General features: G+C 37.4%; 21 protein-coding genes, 1 tRNA gene and 1 rRNA gene. 4 read left to right on the top strand and 19 right to left on the bottom strand.

Annotated features, from left to right (window positions below; translation table 11 throughout):
• Positions 1-11: 11 nt before the first annotated feature.
• The 5 genes from iolE to iolG form a co-directional block, all read right to left on the bottom strand.
• Positions 12-908 (bottom strand): myo-inosose-2 dehydratase, encoded by an 897-nt coding sequence (gene iolE, locus ACOZIR_RS25185; protein WP_045292476.1) that lies wholly within the window; start codon positions 906-908, stop codon positions 12-14.
• An 84-nt stretch (positions 909-992) separates the two neighbouring features.
• Positions 993-2,927, bottom strand: coding sequence for a 3D-(3,5/4)-trihydroxycyclohexane-1,2-dione acylhydrolase (decyclizing) (gene iolD / locus ACOZIR_RS25180; RefSeq protein ID WP_045292477.1), 1,935 nt, complete (start codon positions 2,925-2,927; stop codon positions 993-995).
• Between the two features lie 112 nt (positions 2,928-3,039).
• A complete protein-coding gene (locus ACOZIR_RS25175; RefSeq protein WP_045292478.1) occupies positions 3,040-4,497 on the bottom strand; it encodes a CoA-acylating methylmalonate-semialdehyde dehydrogenase in 1,458 nt (485 codons plus the stop codon).
• A 73-nt stretch (positions 4,498-4,570) separates the two neighbouring features.
• A complete protein-coding gene (gene iolC, locus ACOZIR_RS25170) occupies positions 4,571-5,578 on the bottom strand; it encodes a 5-dehydro-2-deoxygluconokinase (RefSeq protein ID WP_045292480.1) in 1,008 nt (335 codons plus the stop codon).
• Between the two features lie 76 nt (positions 5,579-5,654).
• On the bottom strand, positions 5,655-6,677 hold the full coding sequence (iolG, locus tag ACOZIR_RS25165; protein ID WP_045292482.1) for an inositol 2-dehydrogenase: 1,023 nt from the start codon (positions 6,675-6,677) through the stop codon (positions 5,655-5,657).
• A 423-nt stretch (positions 6,678-7,100) separates the two neighbouring features.
• Here iolG and ACOZIR_RS25160 point away from each other — a divergent pair, with 423 nt between their 5' ends.
• On the top strand, positions 7,101-8,381 hold the full coding sequence (locus tag ACOZIR_RS25160) for an MFS transporter (RefSeq protein WP_045292483.1): 1,281 nt from the start codon (positions 7,101-7,103) through the stop codon (positions 8,379-8,381).
• Between the two features lie 63 nt (positions 8,382-8,444).
• On the opposite strand, the gene ACOZIR_RS25155 is transcribed toward ACOZIR_RS25160, so the two are convergent.
• Both ACOZIR_RS25155 and ACOZIR_RS25150 read right to left on the bottom strand, forming a co-directional pair.
• A complete protein-coding gene (locus ACOZIR_RS25155) occupies positions 8,445-9,443 on the bottom strand; it encodes a LacI family DNA-binding transcriptional regulator (protein WP_310879089.1) in 999 nt (332 codons plus the stop codon).
• 138 nt (positions 9,444-9,581) lie between these two features.
• Positions 9,582-10,913, bottom strand: a complete 1,332-nt coding sequence (locus tag ACOZIR_RS25150; protein ID WP_045292484.1) for a prolyl oligopeptidase family serine peptidase — start codon at positions 10,911-10,913, stop codon at positions 9,582-9,584.
• Positions 10,914-11,183: 270 nt separating this feature from the next.
• Here ACOZIR_RS25150 and ACOZIR_RS25145 point away from each other — a divergent pair, with 270 nt between their 5' ends.
• Positions 11,184-11,393 carry an alpha/beta-type small acid-soluble spore protein gene (locus tag ACOZIR_RS25145; RefSeq protein WP_016762907.1) on the top strand — a complete coding sequence of 70 codons (210 nt, stop codon included), beginning with the start codon at positions 11,184-11,186 and terminating at the stop codon, positions 11,391-11,393.
• Positions 11,394-11,625: 232 nt separating this feature from the next.
• Here ACOZIR_RS25145 and ACOZIR_RS25140 read toward each other — a convergent pair whose 3' ends face one another.
• From ACOZIR_RS25140 to ACOZIR_RS25125, 4 genes are all read right to left on the bottom strand, one after another.
• Entirely contained in the window at positions 11,626-11,853 is a 228-nt protein-coding gene (locus ACOZIR_RS25140; protein WP_028410211.1) for a hypothetical protein, read from the bottom strand.
• 75 nt (positions 11,854-11,928) lie between these two features.
• Positions 11,929-12,420 (bottom strand): general stress protein, encoded by a 492-nt coding sequence (locus ACOZIR_RS25135; RefSeq protein ID WP_045292486.1) that lies wholly within the window; start codon positions 12,418-12,420, stop codon positions 11,929-11,931.
• Positions 12,421-12,594: 174 nt separating this feature from the next.
• Positions 12,595-14,046, bottom strand: coding sequence for a cardiolipin synthase (gene cls / locus ACOZIR_RS25130; RefSeq protein WP_045292488.1), 1,452 nt, complete (start codon positions 14,044-14,046; stop codon positions 12,595-12,597).
• 477 nt (positions 14,047-14,523) lie between these two features.
• On the bottom strand, positions 14,524-15,354 hold the full coding sequence (locus ACOZIR_RS25125; protein ID WP_310879082.1) for a GNAT family N-acetyltransferase: 831 nt from the start codon (positions 15,352-15,354) through the stop codon (positions 14,524-14,526).
• A 148-nt stretch (positions 15,355-15,502) separates the two neighbouring features.
• Here ACOZIR_RS25125 and ACOZIR_RS25120 point away from each other — a divergent pair, with 148 nt between their 5' ends.
• Together ACOZIR_RS25120 and ACOZIR_RS25115 are read left to right on the top strand one after the other, a co-directional pair.
• Positions 15,503-15,676 carry a hypothetical protein gene (locus ACOZIR_RS25120; protein WP_310879083.1) on the top strand — a complete coding sequence of 58 codons (174 nt, stop codon included), beginning with the start codon at positions 15,503-15,505 and terminating at the stop codon, positions 15,674-15,676.
• Between the two features lie 161 nt (positions 15,677-15,837).
• A complete protein-coding gene (locus ACOZIR_RS25115) occupies positions 15,838-16,374 on the top strand; it encodes an SH3 domain-containing protein (protein ID WP_045292493.1) in 537 nt (178 codons plus the stop codon).
• 53 nt (positions 16,375-16,427) lie between these two features.
• Here ACOZIR_RS25115 and ACOZIR_RS25110 read toward each other — a convergent pair whose 3' ends face one another.
• From ACOZIR_RS25110 to rrf, 8 genes are all read right to left on the bottom strand, one after another.
• On the bottom strand, positions 16,428-16,556 hold the full coding sequence (locus tag ACOZIR_RS25110; protein ID WP_013055210.1) for a YjcZ family sporulation protein: 129 nt from the start codon (positions 16,554-16,556) through the stop codon (positions 16,428-16,430).
• A 227-nt stretch (positions 16,557-16,783) separates the two neighbouring features.
• Complete coding sequence (locus tag ACOZIR_RS25105; protein WP_045292494.1) at positions 16,784-17,545, bottom strand: M15 family metallopeptidase; 762 nt, start codon at positions 17,543-17,545, stop codon at positions 16,784-16,786.
• Between the two features lie 208 nt (positions 17,546-17,753).
• The gene (locus tag ACOZIR_RS25100) at positions 17,754-18,986 is read right to left on the bottom strand and encodes a LysM peptidoglycan-binding domain-containing protein (RefSeq protein WP_421536016.1); all 1,233 of its coding nucleotides are present in this window, start codon (positions 18,984-18,986) and stop codon (positions 17,754-17,756) included.
• A 280-nt stretch (positions 18,987-19,266) separates the two neighbouring features.
• Entirely contained in the window at positions 19,267-21,039 is a 1,773-nt protein-coding gene (locus tag ACOZIR_RS25095) for a PHB depolymerase family esterase (RefSeq protein WP_310879086.1), read from the bottom strand.
• Positions 21,040-21,286: 247 nt separating this feature from the next.
• Positions 21,287-21,784 carry a GNAT family N-acetyltransferase gene (locus ACOZIR_RS25090; protein WP_310879087.1) on the bottom strand — a complete coding sequence of 166 codons (498 nt, stop codon included), beginning with the start codon at positions 21,782-21,784 and terminating at the stop codon, positions 21,287-21,289.
• 345 nt (positions 21,785-22,129) lie between these two features.
• Complete coding sequence (locus ACOZIR_RS25085) at positions 22,130-22,735, bottom strand: hypothetical protein (protein ID WP_421536015.1); 606 nt, start codon at positions 22,733-22,735, stop codon at positions 22,130-22,132.
• A 139-nt stretch (positions 22,736-22,874) separates the two neighbouring features.
• Positions 22,875-22,951, bottom strand: a tRNA-Met gene (locus tag ACOZIR_RS25080).
• Between the two features lie 11 nt (positions 22,952-22,962).
• A 5S ribosomal RNA gene (gene rrf / locus ACOZIR_RS25075) occupies positions 22,963-23,078 on the bottom strand.

Below are 23,078 nucleotides of genomic sequence, written 5' to 3'. Positions count from 1 at the left end.
TACATTCGAAATTAAAGACCGCTTTTTTCTTTAATAAAATTTCTCGCTTTTAGCGCATATTCAAAAGGATTAGCAAGCGCTGGATCCTGTTCTGCTTCTACGACAAACCAGCCGTTATAATCAGAAGCGGCAAGCGTAGTAAACACTTCATCAAATCCAATAATTCCGTCACCTGGAACAGTAAAAGCTCCTTCTTTTACCGCTTGCAAGAAGCTTAGGTCTTGTTCTTTGACCCGATCAACTACTTCTTGACGAATATCCTTTAAATGAACATGTTTAATACGGTGCAGATATTTTTTTAAGATATGAAGAGGTTCTTCTCCTGAAAAGACAAGATGACCGGTATCAAATAGCAGCGAAACAAGCTCCGGATTGGTAAGCTCCATTAGCTGCTCAATTTCTTCTGTTGTTTGTACACCTGTTCCCATATGGTGATGATAGACAATATGCATATCTTTTTCTCGTGCCAGTTTCCCAAGATGGTGCAGGCCTTCTGTAAGTCTGCTCCACTCTGTTGGCGTGAACACAGGCTTTTCTTTAAATAAAGGAACATCCATCAGCCCTTGAATGCTGTGCCCTTGTTCAGACACAACAATTACTTTTGCTCCCATTTGGTATAAAAAATCGCGATGTTCAATAAATGGCGTTACCGTTTCTTCCAGCGGCTTTGTTGTTAAAAATGTACTAAACCACGCGCTTGCAATTTCCAAATTCCGAAGCGATAATGCCTTTTTTAAGATTGAAACATTTCGCGGATATTTGTTTCCGACCTCACTTCCTCTAAAACCGGTTAAAGCCATCTCACTGATACACTGTTCGAATGTATTTTCAGCTCCCAGTTCAGGCATATCATCATTTGTCCAAGCAATTGGAGCAATCCCCAGTTTGACCGTATTTTCCTTGAACATCTCTTCCTCTCCCTTATATGAAATGAAAACCTCTTTTATATTTATCGAATGTTTCTCTTCAACAACCTCATTTTCTCCTGCTTCTTAATAAACTCTTGCCATTTCAAGATTTTTCACCTTATCTTCATAAGCTTCCTGTACATGCTGATTTTTAGATACCTCTGCTACTCCTACATGCCACCATGATTCATAACCGTTCGTCATAGTTTTTGGCAGCACTTTAATATCGATTAGCGTAGAAACCTCTTGTTTTTGTGCATCTTCTATCGCCGTTTTTAATTCTTCAAGAGAACTTACGCGATACGTTTTTACACCGTACCCTGCGGCGCTGGCTGCAAAATCAATTTTCATCACGTTTCCGTTTAGTTTTCCTGTTTCATCGTTTCGATAGCGAAACTCTGTGCCAAAGCTCCCCATACCGTTTGACATTTGAAGATTATTAATGCATCCGAATCCGGAGTTATCAAACAGTAAAATGTTTATCTTTTTTCTTTCTTGAAGGCTTGTAATAAGCTCTGAATGAAGCATTTGATAACTTCCATCTCCAACCATCGCATACACTTCTTTAGCTGGTTCCGCTAGCTTAACTCCAAGTGCGCCTGATACTTCATATCCCATACATGAATATCCATATTCCATATGATAGGTATTAGGTTTATTAGACTTCCACATTCTCTGTAAGTCGCCTGGAAGACTTCCTGCTGCACCAACGATGACGGAGTTGTCATCAAGGAGCTTATTCACCTCTCCAATCACTTCTGTTTGCGTTAATTGAGTACCAAGTGATTCTACATATTCAGCTAAGCTTTCATCTAAATGACCTTGTATTTCTGGAACAAAATCTGCACCGGTAAAACGTATGCTATGCAGACGCTCTAATTCTATGTCCCATGCGTCTTTAGCACTTGTAATTTCTGTTGTATAACCAGACTGATAACCAATTGATTTTAGCTCTTCGCTAAGAGCAAGCAGACCTTCTTTTGCATCAGCTACAAGTTTCACAGCATCAAGTTTATTTGCATGAAATTCAGACGTGTTAATGGTAAGAAATTGTACTTCCGGATGTTGAAAAAGCTGTTTAGATGCTGTTGTAAAATCAGTAAATCGTGTGCCTACTCCAATTACTAAATCCGCTTCTTTAGCAATTGTATTAGCAGCTAAATTCCCTGTTACACCAATTCCGCCAAGATTATAGCGATAGTCGCTTTCAACGGCACTTTTCCCAGCTTGAGTTTCTCCAAATGGAATATGGAACTCACTAGCAAATTGTTTTAATTCTTGTGCTGCCTCTGAATACCGAACGCCTCCTCCGCAAATGATGATTGGCTTTTTCTTTGTTTTCATTAATTGAATCGCATCTGATAGACTGTCCTTAGTCGGAAGACGGCGCTCAATGCGGTGAATGCGCTTTTGGAAGAAGTAAGCTGGAAAATCCCATGCTTCTCCCTGCACATCTTGAGGCAAACAAATAGTTACAGCTCCCGTGTCTGCAGGGTTTGTTAACACACGCATTGCATTAATCATAGCTGTCATCAATTGTTCAGGTCGGCTTACGCGATCCCAGTACTTGCTTACTGGACGAAAAGCATCGTTTGTAGAAATAGATAAATCATATGACTGTTCAATTTGCTGCAAAACGGGATCCGGCTGTCTAGTTGCAAATACATCACCGGGAAGCAGCAAAACGGGAATGTTATTAGCTGAAGCGGTGGCTGCCGTTGTAACCATATTTGCTGAGCCTGGGCCCACTGAAGATGTGCAAGCCATAATCTGCTTTCGATGTTTTTGTTTGGCAAAAGCCATCGCTGCATTGGCCATTCCTTGCTCATTGCGCCCTTGATAGACATCTAGATTTCCTGGGTCTTCTTCCAAAGCTTGTCCCAAACCTACCACGTTCCCGTGCCCAAAAATTGTAAAAAACCCTTTAATAAACTGGTGCTGCTTTCCATCAAATTCAACATACTGCTGATTTAAAAACTTCACTAATGCTTGTGCTGTGGTCATTCTAATCGTTTCCATGCTTCTTTCTCCCTTCTAGTACTAGATTACGATTTTAAAAAAGGAAGCATAAGGAATATCTTTAATTCCTGATACTTCCTTTTTAAATGAGATGCGATTTTTAACGAATCACTTACCAGCGCGTTGTTACCATTTTCTTTCTTGTATAAAATTCCACTCCATCCGTACCATTTGCATGAAGATCACCGTAGAAAGAGTCTTTCCAACCAGAAAATGGGAAGAACGCCATAGGTGCCGGCACTCCTACATTTACTCCTAACATGCCGGATTCAATATTTTCACGGAATTCACGTACGCTTGCGCCGCTATCTGTGTAAATGCAAGCACCGTTTGCAAAACGAGAGTTATTAGCTACTTCAATAGCTTCTTCTAATGTTTTCACACGCACAATAGACAGCACAGGTGCAAAAATTTCATCTTGCCAAATTTTCATTTCTTGTGTAACACGATCAAAAATCGTTGGTCCAACAAAGTATCCGCTGCCATTTACCGCTGCGTCTGTACGACCGTCACGGATTAGCTGGGCACCTTCTTGCACGCCTGATTCGATATAGCTAAGCGTACGCTCTTTATGATTTTCACGGATAACCGGTCCTAAGAAGACGTTTTCTTCTAAGCCGTCGCCAATTACGATATTGTTGGCTTCTTCTACTAATCTTTCAATTAGCTGATCCGCAATTTCTTCCTGTACAGTAACAACAGATGCTGCCATACAACGTTCACCTGCTGAACCAAAAGCGGCTCCGATAATTTGTTTTGTTGTTACGTTCAAATCTGCATCATTTAATACAATTGAATGATTTTTAGCACCGGCTAAAGCTTGAACACGCTTTAAGTTTTCCGTACCTTTTTTATACACGTACTCAGCTACAGGCTGTGAACCTACAAACGAAATAGCTTTCACTAATTTATGTTCAAGAAGACCGTTTACCACATCGTGCGCGCCGTTTACAATGTTTAGCACGCCTTTTGGCAAACCAGCTTCTTCAAACAGCTCAGCTAACCTTGCAGCTAAAAGCGGTGTACGCTCAGACGGCTTTAACACAAATGTATTGCCGCAAGCAATCGCAAGCGGGAACATCCAGCAAGGAACCATCATTGGAAAATTGAACGGCGTAATGCCTCCAATAACGCCAATTGGATAGCGGTACATGCCAGATTCAATGTCTGTTGCGATGTCAGGAAGCTGTTTACCCATCATTAACGTAGGAGCTCCAGCAGCAAACTCTACGCATTCAATTCCGCGCTGCACTTCACCTCGCGCTTCGTTAAAGCTTTTTCCGTTTTCAACTGTCACTAACTTTGCTAATTCATCCCAGTTATCTACCAATAGCTGCTGATACTTGAACAAAATTCGTGCACGTTTAGGCACGGCTGTTTTTGCCCATCCTTTGAAAGCTTTATTTGCTGCTTGCACCGCTTGATCTACATCTTCTTTTGTAGAAAGAGGCACCTGTGCGATTAATTCACCTGTCGCTGGGTTATACACAGGTTCTGTTTTTGATGCAGTTGATTCAATCCATTGTCCACCAATATAGTTTTTTACTGTTTTTACTGCTGTTTGTGTCATAGAATATCTCTCCCTTTATCTGATTTTAATAAGCTTCTATTCCTTTAATCTTTTAAGATTTCCCCTTTATCTATTAAGCTTCCTGCAAAACTTCCGTTGCTGTCTCCATAAAGTTGAAGAGCTCAATACTTGTTGGCATAGCATCTGAACAGCTGTGTTTTGAAATTACAATCGAAGCTGAGGCACCGCCCAATCGCATTGCCTGTGGAATTTCAAGCCCTTGCATCAATCCGTAAATAAAGGCTGAAGCATAAGAATCACCAGCGCCAAACGTTTTAAGAACTTTTGTTTTAAATATTCCTCCGCGGTGAGACTCGCCGTCTCTTGTATAAGCAATAGATCCTTCTCCACCGTGCTTAATCACGACGATTTGAGCATGATGAGAAAACCATCGTTCTGCTGTTACTTGGTCGTTAGATTCTTCATAGTTTAATAATTTTTCCATCATATCAAACTCTTCTCGCGTACCAATAATCACATCTGATTTTTCAGCGGCTAAATTAAAATAGACTGCCGTTTCAGCTTCCGATTCCCACGTGTATGGACGATAATCGATATCAAAAAATACAACAACTTCATGCTTTCGTGCGTGTTCTAGTGCTAAAAACACGGCTTCACGAGAAGGACTTTGCGCAAGAGCCGTTCCAGATATTAAAAGTGCCTTTGACTGTTTGATATATTCTTCTGATACTTCTGTAGGACTCAGCTTTAAATCCGCTACGTTATCACGATACATTAAGATACTGCAATCTGTAGGACTTTTGATTTCTGTAAAAGCTAGTCCCGTTACGGCCCCCGTTTTATCAATAACAATGCTATCTGTATTAATCTTATTTGTTTGCAGATAATCCGTAATGAAGCGTCCCATTTGATCATCTGATACTTTTCCGATAAAACCGGTTTTTAAGCCTAGCCTTGCTGCTCCAATTGCAATATTAGCTGGAGAGCCTCCTACATATTTAGTGAATGTTTTAGTCTCTTCCATTGGACGCTGTGTTTCATTTGCATTTAAATCAATACATAAACGGCCAACAGCGATGAAATCTAAATCACGATTTTCTTTAAAAACAAGCGGATTCATCTTTATTCCTCCTTAGTTAAGCGCTTTCCTAAAAGGGTAGAAAGACTAATTTCTTTCATCCCCACGTTTACCGTCATTAATTCACTGCGTATTTTTTATGTTCAATCTTTACTGGCTGCCCAGATAGTAAAGACTCTTTTGCTGCTTTAGCAATTCGTTCTGCCTGTAACCCATCGTTACCTGTACAAATCACGCTTTGATTTTCTGTAATTGCTCTTGCAAACTGTGTTACTTCATCTATGTACGCTTGTGTATAGCGCTCAAGAAAGAAATACAGCGGCTTCTCTTTGACTACACTTTTGCCTGTTGATATTTCTACTGTAGTTGGACGGCAATTATCAGCAGTAGCGGAACCTTTTTCACCAAAAACTTCAAGACGCTGATCGTAACCGTAGACAGCTTGACGACTGTTATCAATTACTCCTAAAGCTCCATTTGCAAATTTTAATGACACAATTGCCGTATCTATATCCCCTGCTTCTTCAATAGCGGGATCGATTAGCGTCGTGCCGTAAGCCGATACTTCAATTACTTCACTGTCCATTACATAACGAGCCATATCAAAATCATGAATCATCATATCCATGAACAATCCTCCTGAAGCGCGAACGTATTCCGGACTCGGAGGCTGAGGATCTCTGGAGGTGATTTTTAAAATGTGCGGCTGTCCTACTTCTCCTTGTTGTACAAGATCATGCACTTTTTTAAAGTTGGGATCAAATCGTCTGTTAAAGCCAACTTGAAGCTGTATGCCGTGTTCTTTTACTACTTCTAACGCTTGGATTGTTTCTTCTACTGAAAAACTAACGGGCTTTTCACAGAAAATATGCTTTTTCGCTCGAGCAGCTTCTTTAATAATCGATGCGTGCGTATTCGTTGGCGAACAAATGAAAACGGCATCAATTTCTGGATCAGCTAATAAATCTTGATAATTAGTTGTTAACGTCGAAATTTCTTTACTTGCAGCCCATTCATGTAAATGATCTACTACCACATCTGAAACCGCTTTAATTTTTATTTGCGGCATTAATTTTAAATTATCGACGTGTAATTTCCCTATGCGTCCAGCACCAATTATTCCAATTGTAAGAATCCCCATCTTATTTTCCCCTTTAATTAAAAGTTAAGACAACGTTCGCTCAAACCTCTATATAGGTTAAGCGCTTTCCTGATTCCAATTATACATAACGTTTTCTGAAATGCAAACATTTTTATAGATTATTTAGAATATTTATTTTTCAATCATCTAAATGTATAAAAAACTTTTTTATTTTCTTATACATTTATTGATGAAACATGAAGAATTTCTCTATATTTGAGTATTTTTATCATAAATTCAGTGATTATTACCTTACGTACCCATATTTTTATGATTAAAATTATTTAATTGAAAATTATATATATTTAAAATTTTAATTGACGTTCAAAAAATGTAAGCGTATACTTTTTATTAAATAGATTAAGCGCTTAACCAAATTAGTTTGATGTTTTACACAAAATAATCGATCTGGTGGTGTGAAAAATGAATGAATTTATTTCCAGAAAAACGGCTTTAGACAGGATTGGGATCCCTTCTCATTTAACGTGGGGATACATAGGTATTATTGTTTTTATGATTGGCGATGGTTTAGAACAAGGATGGTTATCTCCTTATCTTGTAGAACGAGGTTTAACCATTGAACATGCTGCTTTACTGTTTACTGTTTACGGCATTACGGTCTCTGTTTCTTCCTGGTTCTCCGGCGTACTGGTTCAGCTGTGGGGCCCTAGAAAAGCAATGGCATTCGGCTTAATATCCTTTATTATTGGTTCAATTGGATTTATAGGTTTAGGACTTCATATTATGAATTACACAATTATATTAATTTGTTATGCTCTTAGAGGATTTGGTTACCCTTTATTTGCTTACTCATTCTTGGTCTGGGTGTCTTACCGCACGCCCCAGGAAATGCTTTCAAAAGCAGTAGGCTGGTTTTGGTTTGTCTTCCAGCTTGGATTAAGTGTAATCGGAGCCTTTTACTCAAGTTATATGGTTCCGAAAATTGGCGAAATCGCTACCTTATGGAGTGGTTTACTTTTTGTTTTGATCGGTGGAATCTTTTCCATTATCATGAATAAAGACAAATTTACCGTACAAAAAGTAAACGATAATAAAACAAAAGAATTAATGAAAGGGATTACAATTGCATTTGAGAACCCTAAAGTAGGGATCGGCGGAATCGTAAAGATTATTAACTCTGCTGCTCAATTTGGATTTGTTGTTTTCTTGCCAACATATATGATGAAACATGATTTTACGATGAGTGAATGGTTGCAAATCTGGGGTACACTGTTTTTTGTGAATATGGCTTTTAATATTATTTTTGGTATTGTTGGAGATAAATTTGGCTGGGTAAATACAATCAAATGGTTTGGCGGAGTTGGATGTGGAATTGTAACACTTGCTCTCTACTATGTACCGCAATTCGTCGGACATAATTATTGGGTGATGATGATTGTCGCATGCTGTTACGGTGCAACACTAGCAGGATATGTTCCTCTTACAGCGTTAGTGCCTTCTTTAGCGCCGGAGAATAAAGGAGCTGCAATGTCTGTGTTGAACTTAGGTTCTGGACTTTCTGCTTTTGTAGGCCCTTTAATTGTAACCGTTTTTATTGGTCTTTTAGGCACTGGCGGTGTGATTTGGATCTTTGCTTGCCTATATTTCTTTGGTGCTTTTTTGACTGGCTTCCTTACGATTCCAACAGAAACAACTATTAAAGAAGACACAATAAACGAAGTCAAAAGTCCGGTCTCTCTATAAATATGATTAAGCAGAAAAAGCTGCAGGTGTTGAGGCACCTGCAGCTTTTTTATTTTCTCTACTTTATAACTTTTTTACTGACGCACGTTCTACTAGTTCGGGAATAATCGTTATTCGCTGTTTCGCATGCTCTTCTTTTTTCATAGACTTTAACAGCTGTTCAAACGTACTAGCAGCCATCTGAGAAATGGGTTGTTCAATCGTTGTCAAACCCGGCTCAGCAATATCAGCATAAATCGTATTATCGAATCCAATTACCGACAGATCTCCTGGGATCGAAAGCCCCTGCTTCCTTGCCTCGTTTATGAGCGATACCCCAATTAGATCTGTACATGCAAAGACTGCTGTCGGCCTGTTAGGCAAGGAAAGCAGCTGTTTACTTGCTCTTCTGCTATCTTCTACTGTTGAGTAACAGCTGATAATGGACTGATTTTCTAGTGACAAATTTGCTTCTGTAAGTGCTTGCTTAAAACCCGCTAATCGCCCTTCACTGCTTTTTCTATCTTTTTCAGTCATAATCGTTACCGATTGATGACCTTTTTCTATTAAATACGTACCTGCGATATATCCTCCGCGAACGTTATCAATTGTCACTACATGCGTTGAGATAGAAGGATGGTCAACTGAAAACAATACAAGCGGTACATCATGCTTCACAATTTTCTTTACGAGCTTCGTATCATTTAGTTCAGTTGCAATAATGATTCCATCTACTTGTTTTTTAAATAAAAGATCTATATATTCATGCTCGCGCGCCGTTTGATGATCTGTACTGCATAAAAAAAGCGTGTATCCCGCTGCTCTAGCACTATTCTCAAAAGCTCTTGCTACCTCTGCAAAAAAAGGATTAGAGATATCAGGAACTAACACGCCAATTGTGTACGTCTTTTTCCCCGTTAACGCAGCTGCTACACTGCTAGGCTGATAATCTAATTCCATCATTACTTCATTCACTTTTTTTATCGTTTTTTCACTAATACGGCCTGTTTGATTGATTACTTTGGATACAGTGGCTATCGATACCCCTGCTTTTTTCGCAACATCATAAATGGTTGGCTTCACTTTCACTGTTCCTTTCTTCCTGATCTCTTCCCTTATTTTATCACGAAAGTATTTAATCTTTTATTTTAGATATATCCTTTATCTTTAAAAGAGAAATAAAAAAAGCTGCTCTACTTGAAACAGCTTTTTTATAAGTGATTAATTGTTCAGCGATTGCTTGCTCATCCATTCCATTATGCTTATTGTGCTTCCATTTATCTTAGTGCTGGGTTCGTTGTTATACAGATATATCCAAGATGAATGTCCATTATACTGATAGGGCGCACCATCGTTATTTTTATACAAGCCTGTGGTATCATGTACATCCTCAAATAGTGATAAATAAACATTATTTGCATGGCTTTTAACCAAACGATCATAAGTTGGAAGAGTGTTAATTGTTGGCGGAAGAACTGTATCATTCTTAGCGGCTACGAACCAAATAGGTGTTTCTCTCATCTTTTCAATATCTTGATCCGTAATTAATCTATCATTTAGTCCTTCACATACTGGAAATGCTGCTGCAAAATAGTTTGGATAATCACGAATCATAAGCATAGTCATATATCCGCCGTTAGATGCTCCTCCAATATAGATTCTATTGGGATCAATATCAGGGTTTTTAGAAACATATTCTTGAATTAATGCCATCAGTGACTCTTTATAAATAGAAGTTCCATCCGCTTCACCGGTATAACCATCCATCCATTTTGTTGGCGCTTGTGGTACTAAAACGTAGGCACCTTCAAAATAGGCCTGAGTTTCTTTTATGACAAAGCTAACAGCTTTATTAGCAGATAAGGGAATTGTTGCATCTGTTCCTCCCTCTCCTCCACCATGTAGCCAAATGATTAATGGATTCTTTTTCTTATCTTTTGCCGGCGCATGACTTGCGTATGCTAATTCTACATTGTGATATATACCTTTTTTAATTGCAAAATCATCTACGAGTTCTCTTTTCTCTCCCGTAAACTGTTTCACTACAAGCCCTGACAGCTTTCCTTTCTTTGTTATCATATCTTTTTGCTGAGTAATGGTGTATTGACTCTCTATCCATGCATTTAATCCTGTACCGTATTCATCATAATTTAGTGGCGCCCCTAATGAAACGGCCGGTCCAACTTCCATTTCTAAAACTGCATATTTCCCAGTATGTACGGCTGGTTGTCCATCTTTATCGGATACATATGCTTTTTTTACTTTACGATCTCCTTGTTCCAATAAAGACGGCTCTAATCGACTATCACTTCGAGCCACATGCACCTTAAACGTTTCTTTTGTAAGTGAATTGGTTGGAACAGGTTCACCTAAGTCAATAATAATTTTTGTGATCGCCGCTCCCCAGTCATAAATCTCTGTCACTGTACGATAAGATGTAGCTTTTTCGTGCGCCTGCTTCGCAAACGCTGTTTTCTCGTAAGAGAGTATAATGCCAATTGCTAGACTCCATGTAACAGCCAATAATACATACTTTTTTAATCTTTGATACATGATGGACTCCTCCTTTTAAATTAGAATAGAATTATTAACATTCTCATTCTATTTCGAATAGTATGTAACCGCTTACTTACTTGTGTTCTATTTTACGTGATCTCTCTCTCTTTCTACACATAATTATTTTCCGTTACTTAGCGGAAAACTTTGTAACTATATTCCAATAAGCATATTCTATAAGTCCTTGAAAAAATTTTTTTATTTTATGTATAAAAACTATCTATTAATCAAATCATAATCTTAACCTTATAAAAGGAGTTGATTATGATGGCAAACAGCAGAAATAAGAGCAGCAACGAATTGGCAGTACACGGTGCTCAACAAGCAATCGATCAAATGAAATATGAGATCGCTAGCGAATTTGGCGTAACTCTTGGTCCTGACACAACTGCACGCGCAAACGGCTCAGTAGGCGGCGAAATCACAAAACGTCTTGTGCAAATGGCTGAACAGCAACTTGGCGGCGGACGTTTCTAAATCACTATCATAAGCAATACGGCTGGAGGAAGAACGAATGACCGTTCTTCCTTTTCCCATTTTTACATAATCTCTTATCGCGTTTCTTCTCCTCTATATGTATCTAAAACAAAACCACTATCCCTATAACGTTCACATCCCGTTATATAAGGTTCTCTTTCTCTCACAATAGATTATTTATGGTAAAACATAAAAAGAAGTTCCTTTATATAGGAACTTCTTTTATCTCACTTTATAAATGTGCAAGCTCTTTAGATATCTTTTCGGTCTTTGCTTTTAGCTGCTCTTGCTGACCTTCTAAGTCAGCAAGAACAGCTAACACTTCCGTATTCTCTGGTTCTTCTTCATACTGTTTTAACGTAGCAACAAGAGACTGTGAAACTTTGATGAGCTTCTGATTAACTTCTTGCTGCTGTTTTAAATAGTCAAGTTCATATTCCGTTTTTTCTAGATTTCTCATCGGTCCCCTTCCTTTCGTTAACTAGCTTTTATTTAAGAACGCAGTCTTTTATTATCGCATTTGGTTACTTCAACATTACCTTATTTTATTTTCGTGATTGCCGTATAACATTTTTTCATTCATTGGGTCAGCTGATTTTTCAGCAGGTGTCACTGTTTGTCCTAGAGTTGAATTGTGTTTATCATGCTCAACTGCGTCTACCATCAGCAAAACTTTTCCTTTTTTAAGATCAGATACATATGAGGAAGCTTCTGCAGCAGGTACACCATATTCGGTTAATTGATTTTCGATTCGATTAACATCTTGATCCATTTTTTCTTCAGACGGCGTAAAAGCATTTTTTATTTTCTCCATAAAGGATTGATGGTGCTTTGAGTGTTGATCTGTATCAACTGTTTGCACATCAATTCCTGCAGAATGCTTAATCGCTTCTGTATTTTCATGACGCAGACCACTGTTTGTCAAGACAGAAAGTGCACTGTCCGGATATCCCTGTGTTTTTAAATTTCGAATCGCTGTAATAACTGCTGCCTCTGAATCATACGTACCTACTACATTTTTTGTCATTTTCTATTCCTCCTAGGTATTATCATTTTTTAGCTTGTTATAGTATTAATACCCTTGGATTTTTTGGTAAAACTTTTTAATTTTATCTCTAACTCTCCTTACAAGGAGAAACCAATAAAATAACAGACCTGAATCTAAAAATTCAAGTCTGTTTTATGATATCAATGATTTGTATTATAAAATTGGTGACAGTAAGCGAGATACCGCTTCTTTAAATTTTATAAGAAGAGAGCGCTCTTTATATCGTTCAAGCGTTAATTTTGAACTGTATTGCACATCTTCAAGAAACAGGTTCTGCAACTTTTTGGCAATAGGCTGGTCATATACAACTGCATTCACTTCAAAATTAAGGCTGAAACTTCGCGGATCGATATTCGTCGTTCCTACAGAAGACAATTCATTATCTACTACAATCGTTTTAGCATGCAAAAAGCCTTTTTCATAGAGATAAATATTCGCACCATATGTCAGCAGTTCACCTACGTGAGACCACGTAGCCCAATAAACAAAAGGATGATCGGGTTTGTTTGGAATCATAATATGAATCTCTACTCCAGATAATAAAGCAATTTTACAAGCATCCATAAAGCTTGCGTCTGGAATAAAGTAAGGTGTTTGAAGGTACACACTTTCTTTGGCCGACATAATCAATGAGATATACATGTTTTTCAGATGCTGAGTAGTCGAGTTTGGCCCGCTTGCTACAATTTGTACAGGAACCGTTCCAGAATGAGTTTCTGTGCGATGCAAAAATTGTTCCAGTTCAATTGGCTGCTTTGTTGCTTGATGCCAATCTAAAATGAATCTCCCTTGAATATCGTTCACTGACTCTCCTTTAATGCGAAAATGAGTGTCTCTCCAATAACCCATTTTTGGATCTAACCCTAAATATTCATCTCCTACGTTAAATCCTCCTATGTATGCTACTTCACCATCAATGATACAAAGCTTTCGATGATTTCGATTGTTAATCCGAAAATTAATTAAGCGAAGAATTGAAGGGAAAAACGCCTGTGCTTCGCCGCCATATGAAATAAGCTCCTTAAAAAATGATGGCGTCATTTTTCTAGATCCTACTTCATCATAAAGAACACGAACCTTTATGCCTTCTTTTGCTTTTTTTGTTAGCTCATCTCTTAATTTTTTCCCAAGATTATCTCGTTGAATAATATAATATTGAATATTAATTTCTTTTTTAGCATTTCGAATGTCCTCAAACAATGCATCAAATTTCTGATTACCATCACTAAAGATATCAATTTCATTGTCGGTGCGCACAAGTGACTTAGAAGAATTTAAATTAGTGAACAGCAGTTTATTATGTTGAATCAGTAAATCATTTCGATATTCGTGGGTAGCTTTAAGCTCTTTTAATTGCTCTTCCACTGAAGATCTTAAATATTCCCGCTCATCAGATGACAATTTATAAAAGTTTTTCTGTTTTAGCTGTCTTCCAAAGAACAGATATACAATAAAGCCGACAATTGGTATAAAAAATAAAATAAGAAGCCACGCCCATGTAGATCCTATATCTCTTCTTTCGATGAAAATAAGAATACCGGCTAATAAAATATTAATAGCTGTTACAACAGATACACTTAGTGTAAAGATATGGGCAAATTCCATCCTTTTACTCCTTTCTTTCTACTACATCACTCTATTAACTCATTCCCTTTTTTAACGTTCTCATTCACTTTACTATACATAACACAGATGGCTTCCTTTTTCATCTTTAGGATCCAAATTTTATTGTTTTTTTATTTTTTGCTACACTAAAAATATGAAATATTTCTTTTTATTGTGTATTAAAAACAAGGGGGAAATAACTTGTTTTTTTCTTTTATTTTTCTTAGCCTCATCAATGTATTTATCAGTATTAGCCTGGGGTATACGGCTTATCAATCATTTAAAAAAGCATTTATTGGAGGTATTCTTACGGGTATCCTTGCTTGCAGCGCTCCTATCATGTTTGTATGGCCTTCTCTGTTTCTATCAACGGGCATATCACTTTTTCTCTACTTTCTCATTATTCACTCAAAAAATCACATATCATCTAATATATAGATAAAAAACACGAAAATCTAAGATTTCCGTGTTTTTTATCTACAAGCTATATACGTAATAATCCTGCACATGATATGAATTGAAACCGCATGTTTCGTAGAGTTGCAAAGCGCGTTTGTTTTTTGCTTCAACCTCAAGAAATACATCATACCCTAGCTGATGCTGCTGTAAAATGACTTGTTTTAAAGCCGCCTTTCCTATTCCTAATTTTTGATAGGAAGGTAAAATACCAAATCCATAAATCCATGCTTCGCTTTTATCATAAGATACCCTTAACTTTCCAACCGCTTGGCCATCATACTCTACGATAAAATGATGTTGCTGTTCCTCCGTGTTCAGTTGCTCATAATAAGCAGCTGCTTCTGTTAAAGACATACCAAAGCATTCTACATCAATTTGCATTTCTATTTTTATATGTTTATCTGATTGGGAAGAGCGAAGTGTAACAAAGGAATTATCATCTTCCAATTCTTTTTTTGCCCACTTCATTTGATATTCTGAAAAAGTAAACGAACATGGGATTTGCTTTAAGAATTCCCTACCTGAAACCGAATCGCCAGGAGCATTTAATAAAATCTCTGTATACTTACGCTTCTTACATATATGTAAAGCTTGAGAAAACAGCTTTGAAAAAATCTTTTTTCTGCGATAGCTAGGAGCGACCATTCCGCATATTTCAACTGTATTCCCAAACCCATAAAGACCAATAAATCCAACAAGCTGATTATCTTCATAATGAAAAAAATCGTTAACGTCATTTTGTTTTCGACTTCGTAACATGTCAAAATTCAGCTTCAGCTCTATGTGCTCTTCTTGTTCGCAAATAGAGTGTAGCTTTTGTATATCTTCTAGTACATGTTGTTCTAACATACGTATCCTCCTGCATCTCTCTTTTTATTATAAGTTCGGCTTTATTTAACTTTTTCCTTTCATCTTTAGCGCAATAGTCGAATAATTATAGGGTAAAAGCAAGATCAAAAAGCATATAGAGTAATCAAACTAAATAGGCGGGGTGCTTATGAAAAAGACCATTTTAATAAGTTTTATTGCACTAGTTGCTTTAACCATTATTTATTGCCTGCAGAAAGAATTTATTTTTGCTTTAGCTTTGTGGAGCATTTATGGGACAGTATTATCAATTTTTGTATATTTTTCTTTTCATAAATCAATGGAAGATCGCAAGGATGAGTAACAATAGCGCTTTTAAAAGGTCTGTGAAATAAACCTTTTTACAGACCTTTCGTAAATTTACAACTGGGATGCATATTGGTAACAATTTAGAAACAAGTATTCTTTATTCTTAGTGTTATAGAAAGAGATATTACCTATTTCACTAAGGAGTTGGAGATTCGTATGAAGACAATTACAAAATCTATATCGGTTTTTGCATTAGCAGCGGGCTTTACTTTTTCATCTCTATCTGGAATACTGCCATTCACTCACGAGCAAACAGCAAGTGCAGCAGAAAAAATAAACGCACCGTTCAGCGTATATGAAGTGACCGCAAACGTACTTAATATACGTTCAAACCCTAGCACTCAGGGAAAGATTCTTGATACATTAAGAAAAAAAGATCAAATCGAAGTAGTCAAGTTTGTAAATGCAGACTGGGCTGCCATTAAAATAATTGGCGGCACCGGATATATCAGTACTTCCTATTTAATGAAAGTCCCTACTACTGTTCATACAGCTGCTAACCTTAATTTGCGTACAGGGCCTAGCACAAGCAACAAAGTTGTAACAACTATTCCTAAAGGAAAAAGCGTCAGCTTCTTAGCTTGGGGCTACTCAAAAGACAACAAGCTCTCATTTGATTGGGCTTTTGTAGAATACAACGGCTTTAAAGGATATGTAAGCACTTCGTACTTACAGTTACCTAGTTATAGATAAAAACAGATAACTCCCTTGAATTATTTCAAGGGAGTTTATTTATAGACACCTTATTAATAGTGCCCTGCCCATGAAGCACCGATGATAATTAGTAGAATAAATAGCACAACAATTAACGCAAAGCTACTTCCGTGACCTGCTCCGTATCCGTACCCATAACCATAACCTCCGTAAAAACTCATTTTCTTTCACCTCCCTTTTTTGTAGAATATGTGAAGGGAAATAAAAACGAACATGAGTATTCTTTATCACAAAATTCATTATAATTTATAAACGTTAACTCTTTTACTAGTAAGGCATAGGATATAGCATCCCGTGGTTCATCTCTACATCTTTCCCTCGTTCATCCTTTTAAAATAAGGGTATATTCCAGCAATAAAAAAAGAAGAGTTTATATAACTCTTCTTTTTTATTGAACTGTATTATCAACTTGCATATAGTCATTATAATATTCTTCTAACGTAATTCCTTTCTTAGACACCTTAGAGGCGAGTTCTTTTCCGACAAATCGTATATGCCACGGCTCATATTTATAACCTGTAATCTGCTGCTTTCCTTCTGGATAGCGAACAATGTATCCGTATTTATATGAATTTTCTTCAATCCATTTGGCTTCAGGAGTATCTTTAAAACAATCTTGAGCTGCACACTTACCGGTGCTGCTTGATACATCTATACTTAAACCAGTCTGATGTTCACTGCTGCCTGGGTGAGCGCTGTAATGATTAGCTGCCGCTTCTCCATCTTGTTTTATATACGCTTGATAAAGAGATTCTTGACGGCTTTGAGAACGATAGGCAGAAACACCGGCTAGGTAAATTCCTTCTCGTTCAGCAGCTAAAAACATCCTTTCTAATGCTTTTGCTGCTTCTGTACGCATTTGGCGCTTTTCAATTTTTTCTTTAAATATAAACCGAACGTCTGGGTATACAAGGTCAGTGGGTTCATAGTGATCAGGAAGAAGATTTTGCTTGTTTACTAACACAGCAATGGATTCTGGGTTCCCTACAATTTCTATACTATTTTGCTTCTGTTTAGAAGAAGATAAAGGATTATGATCAGACGTATTCAAATGATCATCGTGCTGAAATAATCCTTGATAGCCTAGATACGAGAATCCTGCGATAACACCCAGCACTATTAGTAAAGCCATTTTTTTATAAAGTTTCATATTTCTATACTCCTGACATATTTTCAGCTTTTTAGGACACTCAAACATTGTATATAAATCAAGAAATAATTACTAATATAACAAACTAATTCCTACTATAAATTTTAGTATGCCCGGACCTAATTTTTTCAAACGTTCATTTTAAGCATAAAAAAAGAGATGTCTCCTAAAAGACATCTCTCTTTACTTCTATTCTATAAGACTAGTATTAGTCGATAACTGTAATTTTAACTGATCTTCTGCCCCAGTCTTGTGCAGCACTATCTGAAGAAACGAATACATCAATTCGATTTCCTTTAATTGCGCCACCTGTATCTGCTGCTACAGCTTGACCATAACCTTCAACGTATACTTTTGAACCTAATGGAATAACGCTAGGATCAACTGCAATTACTCGTTGATTTGGATTTGATTTTAAATTTACTCCAGTAGCTGTTGTACCACTGCATCCAGCACAGTTAGCTGTATAAGCTGTTGCTTCAACAGTCATAGACTTACCGCTAGCTTGCTGTTGAGACTGCTGCTGTTGTTGTTGTTGTTGAACTTGTTGCTGCTGAGCTGCTTGTTCTTTTTGTGCCTGCTCTTGTGCTGCCTGTGCTTGTGCCGCTGCTTGAGCTTGCTCTTGTTCTTTTTGTGCTTGCTCTTGTGCTGCTGCTTGAGCTTGCTCTTGTTCTTTCTGTGCTTGCTCTTGTGCTGCCTGTACTTGCGCTGCTGCTTGAGCTTGCTCTTGTTCTTTCTGTGCTTGCTCTTGTGCTGCCTGTGCTTGCGCTGCTGCTTGAGCTTGCTCTTGTTCTTTCTGTGCTTGCTCTTGTGCTGCCTGTGCTTGCGCTGCTACTTGAGCTTGCTCTTGTTCTTTTTGTGCTTGCTCTTGTTCTTTTTGTGCTTGCTCTTGTGCTGCTTGAGCTTGCTCTTGTGCCGCCTGTGCTTGCGTTGCTACTTGAGCTTGCTCTTGTTCTTGTTGTGTTTGTTCTTGTGCTGCTTGTTCTTGCTGAGCTTGTGCCGTTTGAGACTGCTGCGCTTGTGGAGCTGCCTTTGCTACTGGCGCACTAGCTGGTTGAGATTGAGCTGCTTGTGCCGTTTTAATTTTAAATTGTTCTCCAGGGAAAACTAAGTCTGATGTTAAACCGTTCCATTCTTTAACTTCTTCTACTGTTACGCCATAATGTTGACCGATTGACCACAAAGTGTCACCACGTTTTACAGTATGTACGATTTCTTTTATGCTAGATAAGTTTAGTGTCTGATTTGGATAAATTAGTGTTGATGTTAAGTTATTAGCATCTTTTAGCTCGTCTACGCTCACATTATGACTTTGAGCGATTTTCCATAAAGTGTCACCTTTTTGTACTTCATACGTTCCGCTTGTAGAGGCAGATGCTGCACCTACAAATCCTGCTGAAAGAATTGCCGTTGTCCCTAGAGTAAATACAAATTTCTTCATTTTCCGAATACCTCCTTATTTACTCAATGACTGAATGATACCACCTGTTCATTTCACTTCCATTACAGGAATATTTTACTTTTATTACGGATTTAATTAATTTTAAACATTTTCTTGTAATATTTCTGACAATTCATTTTTAAATAATGATTAAATTTCATCAAAATCATGTCAAAATTTGAAGAAAACTCTATAAAAAGTTGGAGTTGTATTCGGTGATAAAAGTAACTTATCAGCAAAAAAAAACCTTCTAAAAGCAGTTAGCTTTTAGAAGGTTTTTTTACTTATAGGAAACAGTTACAGTTGGAGCATATGCAGGATTGTCCCCTCCATAAATTTCAACTACGTCACTTAAAAAGTCTGCTGGACCTGAGCTTGACAAGCGAAACTGAGTTTTGCCGGTCCTATTCATATATCCCCAAAGTGAGGAAGGAAGTTGAATAGTTGTATATCCATTATTGAGTGAAGGCACTGACATTTGGAAGGCCGCTGAAATAGATGGTGAGGCCTGATAATCTATTTGTTCTAAAGAACTGCTAGTTCCAAATACACCGCTTTTAATATCGCCTTTCAAAGATGAAATATTCCCAGTTGAGGATTTGCGATAAATTTTTAAAGATACATCCGTAATGATTGCATCATCAGGTAAGGAACTTGTATCAAAAGATAAAATGGTTCGGTATGTGTCGGTATTGTACATTCCTTTATCCCCAATTTTATGAATAGAACTACTCATACCGTCAGCTGATAAATTTCCGATAAATCCATCTTCAGCAGCAAGCGAAGAAAATACTGAAGATTTATCTGAAATTTCAGAAATTTGATAAACTTCCGTCTTTACTCCCTCTTGGTTACCCACAGCGTCTACACTAAAAAATTTTATTGTTTTGCTAGAGTCGATGGTAATAGGCTCAGAATACTTTAGAGAATTAACAGTTGGTATGCTTCCATCTAATGTATAGTAAGTGATGGCAGGTTCATTGGTTGATAATGTGACAGAAACAGAACTTCCATACGTTCCTCCCGCTGGTGAAGCAGCTGTAACCGGTGGTGATACATCTCCTGGATTAGAAGCATCACTGTTCTTTGGATGGCTTTTAAAAAAGTTCCAGCTTAATTTAGTTGCATTTGGTCCTTTAGGATCTGTATAAGAACCGGATGTACTTCCCCCTGACCAAGCATGTCCCATTCCTTCTATCATGTACTTTTCCATTACTGTTTTTCCTGCTGTATCTTTGTAAATATATTGCGTATAGCTTCTTCCACCAGATACTGTACCTGTTGAAGTTTGATCTGCCGTATCATCAATATTGTTATTATCCAGCCCATCAGCCGCTCTATCGTTTGTTTGAGCCCATTGCGATAGTATTTGATTCGCATTTATAGGCGCAACAGTGTAGTCAGCTGTTCCATGAAACAAAATAACCGGAACCACTCGTTTATGATCTCCCATGGCTGAATAGGCTAAATCTCCTTGTTGGATAGGATTAGGACCTCCACTGCCCATTGCTGTATAAGCACCTGTCACACTAGTCGCTGCTTTATATTCTAAGCCAGCCCCAACGCTGATAGCCGCAAATATGTCTGGATAAGTAGCTCCCATAATAACACTCATAGCTGCACCAGCAGATAGCCCTCCAACAAAGACTTGGTCGGCATCTATTGAATAACTGCTTTTTATTTGATTAACCATTCCAGCAATTAACGCTGGTTCACCGCTTCCCCTTGATTGATGAGCCGTATCAAACCAGTTCCAACACTTATTTGAATTAGCAGAAGAGGGTTGTTCTGGATAAAGAACAAGAAACTTCTCTATCTCCGCCAGTGCATTCATTTGCGTTCCTGCTGCAAATTGATCAGGGTCTTGAGTACAGCCATGTAGCATAACTACTAGAGGTAAGGCAGTACCTCCCTGATAACCGCTAGGTACGTACAGTTTGTATGTCCTTCCGTTATATGTTTTAGAGGTAAAACTTCCTGCGGCTGAAGAAGATACAGCACCTAAAGATAAAAAAAGCATAATAATCATCCCTGCTATAAATAATCGTTTCATCTTCCTGCTTCCTCCTTATATTGATATGGTTATACTTAGCAGCAAACGTACATATCGGTATGGTATGGAATGAATAAGAGTTATTAGTAAGATGATAGCAAGGTTTTATGTAATCAAATTTATATTAACTGCACGATTTGCCTATGGTTATGAGGACGAATTAAATCATTCATCTCCAAGTGAAGAAAACGCTTACATAAAATTGTAAACGATTGTGCCGATAAATACTATTAAAAAGACATACCTTTTAAAAATAGGCCGGTATGTCTTCTATGGATTGCTTACTTAAGTATTCATATTGTGACTCGCTGCAATTTACCATAGCAATGGATTGAGGATAACGTTGTAAATGAGAAGGGAGCTCCTTAAACCCAAACTGATGATAATATTCAGGAAGAATATCGCTATAAAGCATAAAAATAGCGCTGCGCTTCTCTATCTTCATTTTTTGAAAAAAGTCTTCAAGCATATCACGGCCATACCCCATTCGTTGATAAAGCTGGTGTACAACAACGGATCCAATACCATGCAAAGCAAACTTTAATCGGGGAGTTTGTAAAAGAAGCAAAATAAATGAACCAATAATTTGATTCTCTTCATTTACGTATACATACCGAATTCCATATGTTTCTTCTTTTTGATTATCTCTAACATACTCTTTGTACGTTCTGCCTTTAGGCCATGCGGCATATCCCATTTGATAGACTTCTGCCAATTCTTCAGACTTTATTTTTCTTAATAACATGAACATCCCCTCTTTATTTATAATCCCATACGTCAGCAGACATTTTTTATAAAGTTAAAAATAGTTCCTGTATGTATATATTATACTTCATCCTACGGAGGCTTTCTTGCTCAGAGTACTATTAACAGGTAATATGTAAGCTGCTTTCTCAAAAAACTAGAAAGATTCCTGATAGTTGTTCCTTACCCATAGCAGTCATATATGTAAAGATACTCTTTATCATTCCATAAAAACATAGAGATGTAAATGTATTTCCAGCTTCATTTAGCATTCATTACGTATTACTCATCAAAAAAAGCATAGAAACTACGGTCTATGCTTTACAGGGAAAGTAATAATCATTTCTTAAGCTTTTTCGTTCTCTATATACTCCACTAGATAAAAGAAAAAACGATATGTAAGAACAAGAGCTTCACCTATCGACATTTTTTCATCAAATTCTTTTATAGCATCTAACTCAATATTCACATCCCATAATCCATCTTTATCATTAAATAAAAGCTGGACGCTTGTTGGGCTTTCATTAAGCTCTTTAGTAAAAAATTGTTTTAGTAAAGAACCGAATTTTTTTTGCATATGTAACCCCGTTAATACTTTATATGTGCCAAACACATCATCCACTTCAAAAGAACATCCATCCAGCTTAATAAATTCAAACCATTTTGATTCTACATATAGAAATTCACTTCTGTGCTCTTTCACGTAAGAAAGAGGAGTATCTAAAAACGAAAGAGGAGATTCTTCTGCGATCAGCTCGTCCGTTTCTTTATCTACTCTTTCGATATAAGAATCTTTAAAACGTGAAGATGCCTCTTTTTCTTCTATCATCAGGTTTTGCGGTACCAACTCTTTTTGCAACGCATATTCCTTTTCTTCTTGGTATAAAGACAAAGATTGACCTTGAACGTTCATTTCTTTTTCAATATAAGTTTGAATATTACTTTGTAACATGAAAAAACCTCCTGATTAATCTGCATCACTATCTTATATCATAACCTAAACAAGTGTTTATAAATATAGCCAAACAAAAAATCCTTAGGCTATGCCTAAGGATAATAATAATATATTCAAGTATGTATAAAAGATAATTTGGTTGCGGGGACAGGATTTGAACCTGCGACCTTCGGGTTATGAGCCCGACGAGCTACCGAACTGCTCCACCCCGCGATAATAAAAATGCCTGGCAACGTCCTACTCTCACAGGGACAAAGTCCCAACTACCATTGGCGCTAAAGAGCTTAACTTCCGTGTTCGGTATGGGAACGGGTGTGACCTCTTCGCTATCGCCACCAGA

Source organism: Priestia sp. D3YE.R1, from assembly GCF_049199565.1.
Taxonomy (GTDB): Bacteria; Bacillota; Bacilli; order Bacillales; family Bacillaceae_H; genus Priestia; species Priestia aryabhattai.
The sequence above is the reverse complement of the archived record's forward strand: the minus strand, read 5'-3'. Positions and strand labels throughout refer to the sequence as shown.

What these genes read in the sequence shown, in the direction of transcription:
- ACOZIR_RS25135 (WP_045292486.1), bottom strand. Translation starts at nt 12,420, where the DNA reads ATGACAAAAAATGTAGTAGGTACGTATGATTCAGAGGCAGCAGTTATT.
- ACOZIR_RS25100 (WP_421536016.1), bottom strand. Translation starts at nt 18,986, where the DNA reads ATGAAGAAATTTGTATTTACTCTAGGGACAACGGCAATTCTTTCAGCA.
- iolG (WP_045292482.1), bottom strand. Translation starts at nt 6,677, where the DNA reads ATGGGGATTCTTACAATTGGAATAATTGGTGCTGGACGCATAGGGAAA.
- iolD (WP_045292477.1), bottom strand. Translation starts at nt 2,927, where the DNA reads ATGGAAACGATTAGAATGACCACAGCACAAGCATTAGTGAAGTTTTTA.
- ACOZIR_RS25105 (WP_045292494.1), bottom strand. Translation starts at nt 17,545, where the DNA reads ATGAAACTTTATAAAAAAATGGCTTTACTAATAGTGCTGGGTGTTATC.
- ACOZIR_RS25125 (WP_310879082.1), bottom strand. Translation starts at nt 15,354, where the DNA reads ATGTTAGAACAACATGTACTAGAAGATATACAAAAGCTACACTCTATT.
- ACOZIR_RS25160 (WP_045292483.1), top strand. Translation starts at nt 7,101, where the DNA reads ATGAATGAATTTATTTCCAGAAAAACGGCTTTAGACAGGATTGGGATC.
- ACOZIR_RS25115 (WP_045292493.1), top strand. Translation starts at nt 15,838, where the DNA reads ATGAAGACAATTACAAAATCTATATCGGTTTTTGCATTAGCAGCGGGC.
- ACOZIR_RS25140 (WP_028410211.1), bottom strand. Translation starts at nt 11,853, where the DNA reads ATGAGAAATCTAGAAAAAACGGAATATGAACTTGACTATTTAAAACAG.
- ACOZIR_RS25150 (WP_045292484.1), bottom strand. Translation starts at nt 10,913, where the DNA reads ATGTATCAAAGATTAAAAAAGTATGTATTATTGGCTGTTACATGGAGT.
- ACOZIR_RS25175 (WP_045292478.1), bottom strand. Translation starts at nt 4,497, where the DNA reads ATGACACAAACAGCAGTAAAAACAGTAAAAAACTATATTGGTGGACAA.
- iolC (WP_045292480.1), bottom strand. Translation starts at nt 5,578, where the DNA reads ATGAATCCGCTTGTTTTTAAAGAAAATCGTGATTTAGATTTCATCGCT.
- ACOZIR_RS25090 (WP_310879087.1), bottom strand. Translation starts at nt 21,784, where the DNA reads ATGTTATTAAGAAAAATAAAGTCTGAAGAATTGGCAGAAGTCTATCAA.
- ACOZIR_RS25085 (WP_421536015.1), bottom strand. Translation starts at nt 22,735, where the DNA reads ATGTTACAAAGTAATATTCAAACTTATATTGAAAAAGAAATGAACGTT.
- ACOZIR_RS25145 (WP_016762907.1), top strand. Translation starts at nt 11,184, where the DNA reads ATGGCAAACAGCAGAAATAAGAGCAGCAACGAATTGGCAGTACACGGT.
- ACOZIR_RS25095 (WP_310879086.1), bottom strand. Translation starts at nt 21,039, where the DNA reads ATGAAACGATTATTTATAGCAGGGATGATTATTATGCTTTTTTTATCT.
- iolE (WP_045292476.1), bottom strand. Translation starts at nt 908, where the DNA reads ATGTTCAAGGAAAATACGGTCAAACTGGGGATTGCTCCAATTGCTTGG.
- cls (WP_045292488.1), bottom strand. Translation starts at nt 14,046, where the DNA reads ATGGAATTTGCCCATATCTTTACACTAAGTGTATCTGTTGTAACAGCT.
- ACOZIR_RS25120 (WP_310879083.1), top strand. Translation starts at nt 15,503, where the DNA reads ATGAAAAAGACCATTTTAATAAGTTTTATTGCACTAGTTGCTTTAACC.
- ACOZIR_RS25110 (WP_013055210.1), bottom strand. Translation starts at nt 16,556, where the DNA reads ATGAGTTTTTACGGAGGTTATGGTTATGGGTACGGATACGGAGCAGGT.